This is a genomic window from Streptomyces sp. 7-21, from assembly GCF_016741785.1.
Classification (GTDB): domain Bacteria; phylum Actinomycetota; class Actinomycetes; order Streptomycetales; family Streptomycetaceae; genus Streptomyces.
This window is the reverse complement of sequence record NZ_JAERRL010000007.1, coordinates 35,805-48,804: the sequence shown is the minus strand read 5'-3', so window position 1 is coordinate 48,804 and position 13,000 is coordinate 35,805. Positions and strand designations below refer to the sequence as shown.

The following is a 13,000-nucleotide window of genomic DNA, read 5'->3' as shown; positions in this document are numbered from 1 at the left end:
TGGTAGTCTCAGTAGCGGTTGACGACCTCGTGCGGGAGAGTTCCCGCGCCCGCCCGGGCGCGGGGCGCCGAAGGAGCAACCCCTCCCCGGAATCTCTCAGGCACCCGTACCGCGCGAGCGAAACCGCTCTGGAAAGCAGGGCGGATCCGCGGCCTGCGGGGGCGGCGGACGCCCTCACCGACGGTGCAAGCCGCGGCCCGCCGCGGTGAAGCTCTCAGGTCGCATGACAGAGGGGAGGCCGGCTGGGGCAGGGTGCCCCGGCCCCGGCGGAACGCCGCGTCCCACAGGAGCCTCCGCATGACCACCCAGCCCGTTCCGTTCACCCGCCGCCACATCGGTCCCGACGCCGACGCCCAGGCGAAGATGCTTGCCCTCATCGGTTACGGCAGCCTCGACGAGCTGTCCGCCGCCGCCGTGCCCGCCTCGATCGCGAGCACCGAGCCGCTGCGCCTGCCAGCGGCCACCGACGAGGCCGGCGTGCTGCAGGAGCTGAGAGAGCTCGCCTCCCGCAACACCGTGGCACGCTCGATGATCGGCATGGGGTACTACGGCACGGTCACCCCGCCCGTCATCCTCCGCGACGTGCTGCGCAACCCGGCCTGGTACACCGCCTACACGCCCTACCAGCCCGAGATCTCCCAGGGCCGCCTGGAGGCCCTGCTGGCCTTCCAGACCGCTGTCGCCGACCTCACCGGCCTGCCCACGGCGGGTGCCTCCCTGCTCGACGAGGCCACCGCCGCCGCCGAGGCTATGGCGCTCTCGCGGCGGGTGACCCGCGACGCGGGCGGCCTCTTCCTCGTCGACGCCGACTGCCTGCCGCAGACCCTGGCCGTGCTCCGCACCCGCGCCGAGGCCACCGGCACCGAGATCGTCGTGGCCGACCTGCGCGACGGCATCCCGGCCTCCGCCGCCGAGCGCGGTGTCTTCGGCGTCCTGCTGTCCTACCCCGGTGCCAGCGGCGCCGTCCGCGACCCGCGCCCCGTGATTGAGGAGGCCCACCGGCTCGGGGCCGTGGTGACCGTGGCCACGGACCTGCTGGCGCTGACGCTGCTCACCCCGCCCGGTGCGCTGGGCGCGGACATCGCTGTGGGCTCCAGCCAGCGCTTCGGCGTCCCCATGGGGTACGGCGGCCCGCACGCCGGCTTCATGGCGGTCCGCAAGGACTACGCCCGGAACCTGCCGGGCCGCCTCGTCGGCGTCTCCCGCGACGCCGACGGCCGCGAGGCGTACCGGCTGGCGCTCCAGACCAGGGAGCAGCACATCCGGCGGGAGCGGGCTACAAGCAACATCTGCACGGCACAGGTCCTGCTCGCCGTCATGGCCGCGCTGTACGCCGTCTACCACGGCCCGCAGGGCCTGACCGCCATCGCCCGCCGTACCCACCGCCACGCCGCGCTGCTCGCCGCCGGGCTGCGGGCGGGCGGCGTCACGGTGGTGCACGACGCCTTCTTCGACACGGTGACCGCCCGCGTCCCCGGCCGCGCGGCCGCGGTCGTCGCCGCGGCCCGCGACCGCGGTGTCAACCTGCGCCTGACGGACGAGGACCACGTCGGCATCGCCTGCGACGAGACGACGGGCAGCGGGGACCTCGCGGTGGTCTGGGAGGCGTTCGGCGTCGCCGGCCACGTCACGGACGCCGCCGCGCTTGAGGCAGCGACGCCCGACGCCCTGCCCGCCGCGCTGGCGCGCCAGGAGCCGTTCCTGACCCACCCGGTGTTCCACCGCTACCGCTCCGAGGCGGCCATGACGCGCTACCTGCGCCGCCTGGCGGACCGCGACTACGCCCTCGACCGCGGCATGATCCCGCTCGGCTCCTGCACCATGAAGCTGAACGCCGCCGCCGAGATGGACGCCATCACCTGGCCGGGCTTCGCCGGCCTGCACCCGTACGCCCCGCGCGAGCAGGCTGAGGGGTATGCCCGGCTCACCGCCGATCTGGAGTCGTGGCTCGCGGAGATCACCGGCTACGACGCCGTCAGCCTCCAGCCCAACGCCGGCTCGCAGGGAGAGCTGGCCGGCCTGCTCGCCGTGCGCGCCTATCACCGCGCCCAGGGCCAGCCCGAGCGCACCGTCTGCCTCATCCCGTCCTCGGCGCACGGCACCAATGCCGCCAGCGCCGTCATGGCCGGCATGCGCGTCGTCGTCGTGGCCACCGGCGAGGACGGCGGGATCGACCCCGCTGACCTGCGGGCCAAGATCGATGCCCACCGCGACGAACTGGCCGTGCTGATGATCACCTACCCGTCCACGCACGGTGTGTTCGAGGAGGAGGTGGCCGGCATCTGCGCCGCCGTCCACGACGCGGGCGGCCAGGTCTACGTCGACGGCGCCAATCTCAACGCCCTGGTCGGGCTCGCCCGGCCCGGCAGGTTCGGGGCGGACGTCTCCCACCTGAACCTGCACAAGACGTTCTGCATTCCCCACGGCGGGGGCGGGCCCGGCGTGGGCCCGGTCGCCGCCCGCGCGCATCTGGCGCCCTACCTGCCCGGACACCCGCTGCGCGAGGCGGGCGACGGCGGCGGGGAAGCCCAGGAGCGCCGGGGAGGACCGGTGGCGGCCGCCCCGTACGGCTCCGCCGGCATCCTGCCGATCTCGTGGGCCTACCTGCGCCTGATGGGCCCGGAAGGGCTGCGCCGCGCCACCCAGGTCGCGGTGCTGAACGCCAACTACGTGGCCCGGCGCCTCCAGTCGTACTACCCGGTGCTGTACACGGGGCCCGGCGGCCTGGTGGCGCACGAGTGCGTGATCGACGTCAGGCCGCTGACGAAGGCGACCGGCGTCACGGTCGAGGACATCGCCAAACGCCTCATCGACTACGGCTTCCACGCCCCGACGATGTCCTTCCCGGTCGCCGGGACGCTCATGATCGAGCCGACTGAGAGCGAGGATCTGGCCGAGCTTGACCGGTTCTGCGATGCAATGATCGCCATCCGCGGTGAGATTGACCGGATCGGGGAGGGGGAGTGGCCGCGGGACGACAACCCGCTCGTCAACGCACCCCATACCGCCGAGCAGCTCGCCCAGGACGAGTGGCCGCACCCCTACAGCCGCCGCACGGCCGTGTACCCGGCGGGCACCGGTCACCCGGCCGGGTCCGACAAGTACTGGCCGCCGGTGCGGCGCATCGACGGCGCCTACGGCGACCGCAACCTCGTCTGTTCCTGCCCGCCCGTCGACGCCTACGAAGACACCCCCGCCCGCTGACCAACGCCGCGGCCACGCGCCGCGCCGCGTGCAGAGAAGGCCGGCCGCGCGCCGTTGCGCGGCCGGCCGGCGGCTGGCCTGTCAGGCCACCGGGGCGGCCGGGCCGGCCGGAGCCAGCCGGGTGCTCATCAGCGGCACCAGCGCCTCGACCCGCATCGGCTGGTCGGCGGCGATGCCGGGCGGCGCGGGCGCCAGCGGCACCAGCAGGTCCTGCGGACCGGGCCCGCCCGTGGCCGGGTCGGCGGAGACGTCGGCGTGCAGCCACAGCGTGAGCATGTACAGCTCGGGCACGGACAGCAGCCGCGGCTGGTAGGCGTCAGGGAGCGACTCGGCCAGCCGCACCACGCGCTCGGTGGAGGCGATGTACGGGCCCTCGCAGAAGTGCGAGAACGCCCAGCCGTCCGCGGTGAGCATGGTCTCGGCGGCGCCGACGGCACGCCCGCCGCGCTCCAGCAGGAAGCGCCAGCCCGTCAGCCTGGCGTCGGGCAGTGCGCCGGAGGAAGGCGCCGGCAGCAGCCGGTGCAGCGGAAGCGGGAGCGCCGGCGTGAGCGCTCCCCGGTCGACATGGAGAGGGTGGGGCAGATGCGGGGTGGCCGGGTGCAGGGCCGCGAGCACGCTGCGCTCCGCGGCCGCGGGGGCCGGGGGGATATGCAGTGACATGTGGGGTCGCCTCTCGCTGTGGAGTAGGTCGCCTCTTGAGTGGGAGACACGTGTTCGTGGATTTTATCCAAGGCGTGTGCCTTCTATGTTTCAGGTACCCTACCCGCGAGGTTTCGGCAAGGAGGAAATAAGCCGCTGCTTACTTCCGCCCGGAACTGCTGTGCCGGCCGGTGTGCCCCGCAAGACGCCCGGAATATGCGGATCGAATATGCCATCCGGTCCGCCCGGCCGGTGTCGCCCGGGGCCGCTGTGGGCATGATCACGGCATCGCCCGACGCTGGAGGTGAGCGCCCATGGGGGCCAAGGTCGTGGCCGACCGGTTCGATCTGGACGCCCGGCGGCGGTTCCGCGCCCGGCTGCGCGCGTGCGCCGAAGCGCTTGACAGGCTGCTGCGCGAGAAACGGTTCGACCGCCCCCGTGATCTCATCGGGCTGGAGATGGAGCTGAACCTGGCTGATTCCCGGGGTGCTCCGCGAATGGTCAACGAGCCGCTCCTCGCGCGAATGTCCACCCGGGATTTCCAGACCGAGCTGGGGAAATTCACGATCGAACTCAACGTCGCGCCCCGTGCGCTCGCCGGCCGGGCCTTTGACGATCTGGCCGAAGAGCTGCGCATCGCCATCGGCTATGCCGACCGAATGGCCGCGGAATTCGACGCGCAGATCGTGATGATAGGGCTTCTCCCCACGATCACTGAAGAGCAGGTCGGTCCGTCCAGTTTCTCCTCGGCCGACCGGTACGCCCTGCTCAACGACCAGATCCTGGCCGCACGCGGCGAGCGCATCGTCCTCGACCTCGCCGGAGCCGAGACGGTCAGCCACACCTTCGACTCCATCGCTCCCGAATCCGCGTGCACCTCGGTGCAGTTCCATCTCCAGGTCACCCCCGAGCGCTTCGCCGCCACCTGGAACGCCGCCCAGGCCGCGGCCGCCGCCCAGGCCGCCGTCGGCGCCAACGCCCCCTTCGTCCTGGGGCGCGAGCTGTGGCAGGAGTCCCGGCCGCCGTTCTTCCTCCAGGCCACCGACGCCCGGCCGCCCGAGATGGCCGCGCAGGGCGTGCGGCCGCGCACCTGGTTCGGGGAGCGATGGATCACCAGCGTGCGCTGCCTGTTCGAGGAGAACCTCCGCTACTTCCCGGCGCTGCTGCCGCTGTGCGCCGACGAGGACCCGCTGGCGGTGCTGGACGCCGGGGGAGTGCCCGCCCTGGCCGAACTGGCCCTGCACAACGGCACCGTCTACCGCTGGAACCGCCCCGTCTACGCCGTTTCCGGCGGCATCCCCCACCTGCGCGTCGAGAACCGCCTGCTGTCCGCCGGCCCCACCGTCACCGACACCGTCGCCAACGCTGCTTTCTTTTACGGCCTGGTGCGGGCGCTGGCCGACGAGCCGGAGCCGGTGTGGACGCGCCTGCCGTTCGCCGCTGCCGAACGCAACTTCCATGAGGCCTGCCGGCACGGCCTGCGCGCCGAGCTGAGCTGGCCCGGCACCACCGGCGCAGGCCGCACCCGCCAGTCCGCCGCCCGCCTCGTCCGCGAGCACCTGCTGCCGCTCGCCGCCGCCGGGCTCGACGCCTTCGGTGTGGCCGCCGCCGACCGCGACCGCTACCTGTCCGTCATCGAGGGCAGGTGCCGCCGCGGCGTCACCGGAGCGAGCTGGCAGACTCGGACCTACCACCAGGCGGTGGACGCCGGAGCCGACCGGGCCACGGCCCTGCGCGCGCTCGTCGCCCGCTACGCGGAGCTGGCCAGGTCGGACCTGCCCGTGCACGAGTGGCCGCTGGCCTGAGACGGCGTGCCGCCGCCGGTGCGGCGTGACCGATCCCGCTGGCGAAACGGAGACACCGTGCCGTTCGAGCCCGACCAGATGGCCGCGGCGCCGCCGCGCCCTGCGCTGCCCCGTGCGGTCCTGCGGCGGGAGCTGCTGCTCGTACTGGCACTGTCTCTGGGCGCCAGCGCCGTCAGCTCCCTGATCAGCTTCACCGGCTCCCTCACCCGGCCCGGCGGCCTGCGCGACCAGGCCGCCACGCTCAACGGCTCCAGCGCCCCCGGCCGTCCCTGGCTTGACCTCGCCTGGCAGCTGTTCGGCATCGCGACCGCGCTGGTGCCGGTGCTGCTCGTCGCCCACCTGCTGACGCGCGAGCGGCCTGGTGCCGGCGGGCCCGGTCTGTCCCAGCTCGGCTTCGACGCCCGCCGCCCCCGTTCCGACCTCGGCTGGGGCGCGCTCGTCGCCGCGGGCATCGGCGGCAGCGGCCTGCTGCTGTACCTGGGTGCCCACGCCGCGGGCGCCAGCCTGACGATCGTGCCGGAGTCGCTGCCCGACGTGTGGTGGAAGATTCCCGTCCTGGTCGCCTCCGCCCTCCAGAACGCGGTCCTGGAGGAGGTCATCGTCGTCGGCTACCTGCTGCGCCGGCTGGACCAGCTCGGCTGGTCGCCCGGCCGCGCGCTGCTGGCCAGCTCCCTGCTGCGCGGCACGTACCACCTCTACCAGGGCATCGGGGGCTTCGCCGGCAACGCGGTGATGGGCGTGATCTTCGTGTGGCTCTACCGGCGCTGGGGGCGGGTGATGCCGCTGGTGGCGGCGCATGCCCTGATCGACATCGTCGCCTTCGTCGGCTACGCGCTGCTGGCGGGCCGCGTCGGCTGGCTGCCGACCCCGTGACGGCCGGCGCCGGCCGTCAGGCGGCGTTCCGCCCCGCGGTGCCGGGGCGCTGCGGGGAGACGAGGTAGTCCGGCAGCGCAGCGCCGCTGTCCCCGGTGCCCGCCGGGACGGGCGTGCCGAACGCCAGCCGGGCCGGCACCACCCCGGCCCAGTGCGGCAGGCCCGCGTCCCCGGGCTCGTCGTTGGGCCCGCCCTCGCGGACCTTGGCCGACACCTCCGCGAGGTCCAGCACCAGCACGGCGGTGGCCGCCCGTTCCCGGGGACTGGCCGGGCGGCAGTCCGCGGCCCGGCCCGGCAGGACGTGGTCGACGAGCAGGTCCAGCGCCCGCCGGGTCTCCGCCTCACCGGTGAGGCGGCGTGCCACGCCGTGGGCCACCACCGAGCGGTAGTTGACCGAGTGGTGGAACGCGGCCTTGGCCAGCACCAGGCCGTCGACGTGCGTGACCGTCACGCACACCGGCAGCCCGCCGTCCGCGGCCGCCCGCATCGCGGCCGAGCCGGTCGAGCCGTGCAGGTACAGCCGCTCACCGTCCCGGGCGTACAGCGTGGGCAGCACCACGGGCGCCCCCTCGCGCACGAAGCCGAGGTGGCAGACGAAGCCCTCGTCGAGGATCCGGTGGACCAGCGCCCGGTCGTACGAGACCCGGTGCCGGGCCCGGCTCGCCGTGGTGCGCGCGGTGGCCTGGTAGGTGCCGTCGGCGGGGGAGTGCGGCATGGGTCCTCCTGCGTGCCCGGGCGCCCGCGTCGCGGGTGCGAACCCAATATTTGTGCTAGTACAATACAAATTTTGTGGTAGAAGAATACTGGATCCAGGGGCGGCGGGCCAGCGAGATCGCCGCCAGCGTCGAAGACGGCATTGCCACGGGCGCCCTGCCGCCCGGAGCGGCCCTGCCGCCGGTGCGCGGCCTCGCCGAACGCCTCGGCGTCAACCCCCACACCGTCGCCGCCGCCTACCGCACGCTCCGCGACCGCGGCGTCATCGAGACCGCCGGCCGCCGCGGCACCCGCGTCCGCCACCGGCCCGCCAGCACCCCCCGCGAGTCGATCCGCGTCGAGGTGCCCGACGGCGTGCGCGACCTCTCCCGGGGCGACCCCGACCCGGCGCTGCTGCCCGCGCTGGACGACGCGCTCCGCGCCGCCGCCGCCCGGCACGCCGCCCGCCCCACGCGCTACGGCGACGAGCCGGTCACCCCCGCCCTCGCCCGGCTGGCCCGTGCCCAGCTCGACGCGGACGGCGTCCCCGCCGGGCCGCTCGCCGTCACCTCCGGCGCCCTGGACGCCATCGAACGCGTCCTGACCGCGCACACCCGCCCCGGCGACGCCGTCGCCGTCGAGGACCCCGGCTGGGGAAGCCTGCTGGACCTCATCCCCGCGCTCGGCTTGCGCCCGCTGCCCGTCGCCGTTGACGATGAGGGGCCGCTGCCTGGCGCGGTAGCCGACGCCCTGCGCCAGGGCGCACGCGCCCTGCTGCTCACCACCCGCGCGCAGAACCCCACCGGCGCCGCTCTCAGCGCCGCCCGCGCCCGCCAGCTGCGCCCCCTGCTCGCCCGCCACCCCCAGACCCTCCTCATCGAGGACGACAACGGCCACGGCACCACCACGCCGCCCCCGCGGCTCCTGGCCGGGCACACCGCCCACTGGGCGTTCGTCCGCTCCGCCGCCAAGGCCTACGGCCCCGACCTGCGCCTGGCCGTCCTCACCGGCGACCAGGTCACCATCGACCGCGTGCTCGGCCGCCAGCGCCTGGGCCCCGGCTGGACCAGCCACCTCCTCCAGCACGCTCTCGCCCGCCTGTGGGAGACCGGCGCCGTCGACCCCGCCCGCGTCGCCCGCTCCTACGACGAGCGGCGCCAGGCGCTGCTGGCCGCCCTCGCCGACCGCGGCGTGCCGGCACGCGGCCACAGCGGCATGAACGTCTGGGTGCCCGTGCCCGACGAGACCACCGCCCTGACCCGGCTGCTGCGCCACGGCTGGGCCGCCGCCCCCGGCGCCCGCTTCCGGACCGCCAGCCCGCCCGGCATCCGCGTCACCGTCTCCCCGCTCAGCCCCGCCGACACCGGCCCGCTGGCCGACGCCCTCGCCGCCGCCGTCGCCCCGGACCCCCGGCGCCAGGGATGAGCCGCACCGCCGCCGGTTAACCTGGAGCGATGCTCCGCGACACCGCCGCGACCCGCTACGTCACGCCGCTGCGTGAGGGCGGCTCTCTGCCCGGCCTCGTCGAGGCCGACGACCTGGGCACCTACGTCATGAAGTTCACCGGCGCCGGCCAGGGCCGCAAGGCGCTGGTCGCCGAGGTGATCTGCGGTCAGCTCGCCCGCGGCCTCGGGCTGCGCGTCCCCGAGCTGGTGCGCATGCGGCTCGATCCGGTCATCGGCCGCGGCGAGCCCGACCAGGAGGTCCAGGAGCTGCTCAAGGCCAGCGGCGGCCTGAACCTCGGCATGGACTACCTGCCCGGCTCGCTGGGGTTCGACCCGCTGGCCTACGAGGTAGCCCCCGACGAAGCCGGGCGCATCGTCTGGTTCGACGCCCTCATCAACAACGTCGACCGGTCCTGGCGCAACCCCAACCTCCTGGTCTGGCACCAGGACCTGTGGCTCATCGACCACGGCGCCGCCCTCATCTGGCACCACCACTGGTCCAGCGCCGCCGGCCCGCCCCGGCCCTACGACGCCTCGGATCACGCCCTGGCACCGTTCGCCCCTGACATCGCCGGCGCCGCCGCGGCCCTGCGCCCCCTGCTGACCCCTTCCCTGCTGGCCGCCGCCACCGCCGACGTCCCCGACGAATGGCTCGCCGGTGAGCCCGGCTTCGACACCCCCGACGATGTCCGCGCCGCCTATGCCCGCGCCCTGACCGCACGCGCCGACGCGGTCGGCGCCCCCGGCGGCATCGTCCTCGGCGCCCCCTCGCACCCCCGGCGCCCCCAGCGGCCCGGCTGGCTGACCGCCGCCGGCCCCTCGGAGGGAGCGGGCCGGTGACCGGAGCCCTCAGCGGCGCGAACGCCGCCCGACAGCTTTTCGAGTACGCCGTGCTGCGGGTCGTCCCGCGCGTCGAGCGCGGCGAGTTCATCAACGCGGGCGTCATCCTCTACAGCCGCCCCCGGTCGTTCCTCGGCGCCCGCACCCACCTCGACCCCGGCCGGCTGCGCGCCCTGGACGCGCAGGCGGACACCGAGGGCGTGCGCGCCGCGCTGCGGGCCGCCGAGCGCGTCTGCGCGGGCGGCCCGGCCGCCGGGCCCGCCGCGGGCGACGACCCGGGCCGCCGGTTCCGCTGGCTCGTTGCTCCCCGCAGCACGGTCGTGCAGCCGGGCCCCGTCCACACCGGGCTCACCGACGACCCCGCTGCCGAACTCGAGCGTCTCCACCGGCTGCTGGTCCGCTGACCCGGGAGCCGGTCCCGCGGCTCATCCTCGTCCCGCCCTGCCGGGGGCCCGCGCGACCCGCTGGCCAGGATGGCTTGCGGCAGCACGGCCAGCGCCGCCGCCCGGCTGGGCGCCGGTTCCGAGGACGGCCAGCGGGCCGCCGCCGGACGCATCCCGGTGCGGCGCGTGCTGGAGGACGTGGCCCGCGGCAGGTCTCCTGCACTGCGGTGACGCCGGCTACCTCCCGGTCCAGGTGCGCTGCGCGGCCAGGGAGCGCTCGGCTGAGCGGCTGTCAGTGCCGCACGGTACGTTCGGTCACGTCAACCACCAGACAACCGCGAAGGATGACGCACGTGATCGGCATGCTGCCCGCCTCCTGGAAGGAAGCCCTCGGCGAGGAGCTGGAGAAGCCCTACGTGGCCGCCCTCGCCGCCTTCGTCGAGGAGGAGCGCGAGCGCGGCCCCGTCTATCCCCCGAGGGAGGAGGTCTTCGCCGCCCTGGAGGCCACCCCCTTCGACGACGTCCGGGTCGTGATCCTCGGCCAGGACCCGTACCACGGTGAGGGGCAGGGCCACGGCCTGTGCTTCTCCGTACGCCCCGGCGTCCGCATCCCGCCGTCCCTGCGCACCATCTTCAAGGAGATGCACGACGAGCTCGGCCACCCCATCCCGGACAACGGCTACCTGATGCCGTGGGCCCGCCAGGGCGTGCTTCTGCTGAACACGGTCCTCACCGTCCGCGGCGGCCAGCCCAACTCGCACAAGGGCAAGGGCTGGGAGAAGCTCACCGACGCCGTGATCCGCGCGGTCGCCGCCCGCTCCCGGCCCGCCGTCTTCGTGCTGTGGGGCGCCCACGCCAGGAAGAAGCTGCGGCTGATCCCCGCCGACCGCCACGCCGTTGTCCAGGGGCCGCACCCCTCGCCGCTGTCCCCGCAGCCGTTCCGCGGCACCCGCCCGTTCACGCAGATCAACGAGGCACTCGCCGCCCAGGGCCACCCCCCGGTCGACTGGCGCATCCCCGACCTCGGTACCGCCCGCTGAGGCGCCGCCGGGCGGTGCGTATGCTGCCCGGTCAGACACCGCGGCCACGGCACCGCGAGCACGGCGTCCCCGCACGGCAAGGAGCGCGCGCAGTGAAGGTCGGCGTGATCGGGCTCGGCGACATCGCCCACAAGGCGTACCTGCCCGTCCTCACCACGCAGCCCGGCGTCCGGCCCGTCCTGCACGCCCGCAGCCCCGCCGCGCTCCACGCCGCGGCCGAGACGTACCGCATACCCCCGTGCGACCGGCACGACGACATCGGCGCGCTCCTCGCCAGCGGCCTGGACGCGGCGTTCGTCCACGCCCCGGACCTGGCCCGCCCCGGGCTCGTCGAGCGCCTGCTGCGGGCCGGTGTCCCCGTCTACACCGACCCGCCGCTCGCCGGCAGCCTCGCCGCCGCCGAGCGGCTCGCGGCGCTGGCCGAGCGGCGCGGCGTCAGCCTGGCGGTCGGTTTCCACCGCCGCCACGCGCCCGCCTACGCGCAGTGCCGGGAGCACCCCCGGGACCTGATCCTGCTCCAGCAGCACCGCACCGGCCTGCCCCAGGAGCCCCGCCAGCTGGTGTTCGGAAGCTTCCTCCACGTCGCCGACACCCTCCGGTTCCTCGCCCCGGGGCCCGCGGACCGGGTAACCGTGTCCGCCCGTCTGGACGGCGGCCTGCTCGACCACGTCGTCCTCACGCTCGCCGGCGAGGGATTCACCGCCATCGGCGTCATGAATCACCGCTCCGGCTCCACCGAGGAGATCCTTCAGGTCGCGGGACAGGACGCCAGGCGCGAGGTCCGCAACCTGGCTGAGATCATCGATCACAAGGGACAGCCCAGCATCCGCCGCCGCGGGGACTGGGTGCCCGTCGCCCGCCAGCGCGGCATCGAGCAGGCGGCGCTCGCCTTCCTGGGCGCCGTGCGCTCCGGAAAGCGCCTCAGCGCACAGGACGCGCTGCGCAGCCACGAGCTGTGCGAGCGCGTTCTCACCGAGATCACCGGCGGGCGCTGACGGCGCCGGGCCGGTGTCAGCCCTCGCCGAACTCGCTGCCGGAGTGCGGGTCCAGCGTGCCCGTCAGCACCAGCGCCAGGATCACCACGCCGATCCCTATCCGGTACCAGACGAACGGCATGAAGCTGCGCGTCGAGATCCACTTCATGAACCAGGCGATGATCGCGTACGCGATGACGAACGCGACAGCGCTGGCAAAGAGGGTCGGCCCCCACGACACGTGGGACCCTTCCTCCCCGATCTCCGTCAGCCCGTACAGCCCCGACCCCATGACCGCCGGAATGGCCAGCAAGAACGAGTAGCGGGCGGCTGCCTCGCGCCGGTAGCCGAGGAACAGCCCGCCGGTTATCGTCGCGCCCGACCGCGACACCCCGGGCACCAGCGCCATCGCCTGCGCCAGCCCGTACAGCAGCCCGTCGCGGACGTTCAGGTGCTCCAGCGTCTTGCGCTGCCGCGCCGCCCGGTGGCGGCCCGCGGACTCGTCCAGCGAGGCCATGCGGTCGGCCAGGCCGAGCACGAGGCCCAGCACGATCAGGGTGCAGGCGATGAGCCGCAGGTCACGGAACGGCCCCTCGATCGACTCCCGCAGCGTCAGCCCCAGCACACCGATCGGCACCGACCCGATGATCACCAGCCAGCCCATCCGCGCGTCCGGGTCGGCCCGCCGGGACCGGTCGGTCAGCGACCGGAACCAGGCCGAGAGGATGCGCCAGATGTCGTGCCGGAAGTAGATGAGCACCGCCAGCTCGGTGCCGATCTGGCACACGGCGGTGAAGGCCGCGCCGGGGTCCTCCCAGCCGGCGCCCACCGCCGTCAGCCGCAGGTGGGCACTGGAGGAGATCGGCAGGAACTCCGTCAGCCCCTGCACGACCCCGAGCACGAGCGATTCGAACCAGGACATGGGTCTCTCAGCGCATCCCAGGTGAGGTGGTGGTCGGGCAGGGGACAGGCACAGGCATCGTCATGGCAGCGCACACGGAAAAACAGAAGGTCAGGGGTGGCGTAGAGCGTCTGTCACTCTAAGCCACTCCAGGGCGCACGCTGACCACGGGCCGCGAGAAACCCTCCGACGCGCCGTGCCCG

General features: G+C 74.4%; 12 protein-coding genes and 1 riboswitch. Of the genes, 9 read left to right on the top strand and 3 right to left on the bottom strand.

Going from position 1 to position 13,000, the window contains the following annotated elements; translation table 11 throughout:
* The first annotated feature begins 22 nt into the window (after positions 1-22).
* Positions 23-122, top strand: a riboswitch (glycine riboswitch).
* A gap of 175 nt (positions 123-297) precedes the next feature.
* Entirely contained in the window at positions 298-3,204 is a 2,907-nt protein-coding gene (gene gcvP / locus JK356_RS11005) for an aminomethyl-transferring glycine dehydrogenase (protein WP_201867468.1), read from the top strand.
* 81 nt (positions 3,205-3,285) lie between these two features.
* Here the strand turns inward: gcvP and JK356_RS11000 are convergent, their stop codons facing one another.
* Positions 3,286-3,864 (bottom strand): hypothetical protein, encoded by a 579-nt coding sequence (locus JK356_RS11000; RefSeq protein WP_201867467.1) that lies wholly within the window; start codon positions 3,862-3,864, stop codon positions 3,286-3,288.
* Positions 3,865-4,157: 293 nt separating this feature from the next.
* Here JK356_RS11000 and JK356_RS10995 point away from each other — a divergent pair, with 293 nt between their 5' ends.
* A complete protein-coding gene (locus JK356_RS10995) occupies positions 4,158-5,648 on the top strand; it encodes a glutamate--cysteine ligase (protein WP_201867466.1) in 1,491 nt (496 codons plus the stop codon).
* A gap of 78 nt (positions 5,649-5,726) precedes the next feature.
* Positions 5,727-6,521, top strand: a complete 795-nt coding sequence (locus JK356_RS10990) for a CPBP family intramembrane glutamic endopeptidase (protein WP_201867674.1) — start codon at positions 5,727-5,729, stop codon at positions 6,519-6,521.
* 16 nt (positions 6,522-6,537) lie between these two features.
* On the opposite strand, the gene JK356_RS10985 is transcribed toward JK356_RS10990, so the two are convergent.
* Positions 6,538-7,236 (bottom strand): pyridoxamine 5'-phosphate oxidase family protein, encoded by a 699-nt coding sequence (locus tag JK356_RS10985; RefSeq protein ID WP_201867465.1) that lies wholly within the window; start codon positions 7,234-7,236, stop codon positions 6,538-6,540.
* A 74-nt stretch (positions 7,237-7,310) separates the two neighbouring features.
* Between JK356_RS10985 and JK356_RS10980 the strand changes: the two genes are divergently transcribed.
* The 6 genes from JK356_RS10980 to JK356_RS10955 all read left to right on the top strand — a co-directional run bounded on the left by JK356_RS10980 (position 7,311) and on the right by JK356_RS10955 (position 11,917).
* A complete protein-coding gene (locus JK356_RS10980; protein ID WP_201867464.1) occupies positions 7,311-8,639 on the top strand; it encodes an aminotransferase class I/II-fold pyridoxal phosphate-dependent enzyme in 1,329 nt (442 codons plus the stop codon).
* Positions 8,640-8,668: 29 nt separating this feature from the next.
* Positions 8,669-9,499 carry a HipA family kinase gene (locus JK356_RS10975; RefSeq protein WP_201867463.1) on the top strand — a complete coding sequence of 277 codons (831 nt, stop codon included), beginning with the start codon at positions 8,669-8,671 and terminating at the stop codon, positions 9,497-9,499.
* Positions 9,496-9,903, top strand: a complete 408-nt coding sequence (locus tag JK356_RS10970) for a DUF3037 domain-containing protein (protein WP_201867462.1) — start codon at positions 9,496-9,498, stop codon at positions 9,901-9,903. The genes JK356_RS10975 and JK356_RS10970 overlap by 4 nt, the downstream gene beginning before the upstream one ends.
* Positions 9,904-9,972: 69 nt before the next feature.
* Entirely contained in the window at positions 9,973-10,113 is a 141-nt protein-coding gene (locus tag JK356_RS10965; RefSeq protein ID WP_201867461.1) for a hypothetical protein, read from the top strand.
* Between the two features lie 113 nt (positions 10,114-10,226).
* The gene (gene ung / locus JK356_RS10960) at positions 10,227-10,922 is read left to right on the top strand and encodes a uracil-DNA glycosylase (protein ID WP_201867460.1); all 696 of its coding nucleotides are present in this window, start codon (positions 10,227-10,229) and stop codon (positions 10,920-10,922) included.
* A gap of 92 nt (positions 10,923-11,014) precedes the next feature.
* Complete coding sequence (locus tag JK356_RS10955) at positions 11,015-11,917, top strand: Gfo/Idh/MocA family protein (protein WP_201867459.1); 903 nt, start codon at positions 11,015-11,017, stop codon at positions 11,915-11,917.
* A 16-nt stretch (positions 11,918-11,933) separates the two neighbouring features.
* Here the strand turns inward: JK356_RS10955 and JK356_RS10950 are convergent, their stop codons facing one another.
* A complete protein-coding gene (locus JK356_RS10950) occupies positions 11,934-12,818 on the bottom strand; it encodes an undecaprenyl-diphosphate phosphatase (RefSeq protein ID WP_201867458.1) in 885 nt (294 codons plus the stop codon).
* Between the last annotated feature and the right edge of the window lie 182 nt (positions 12,819-13,000).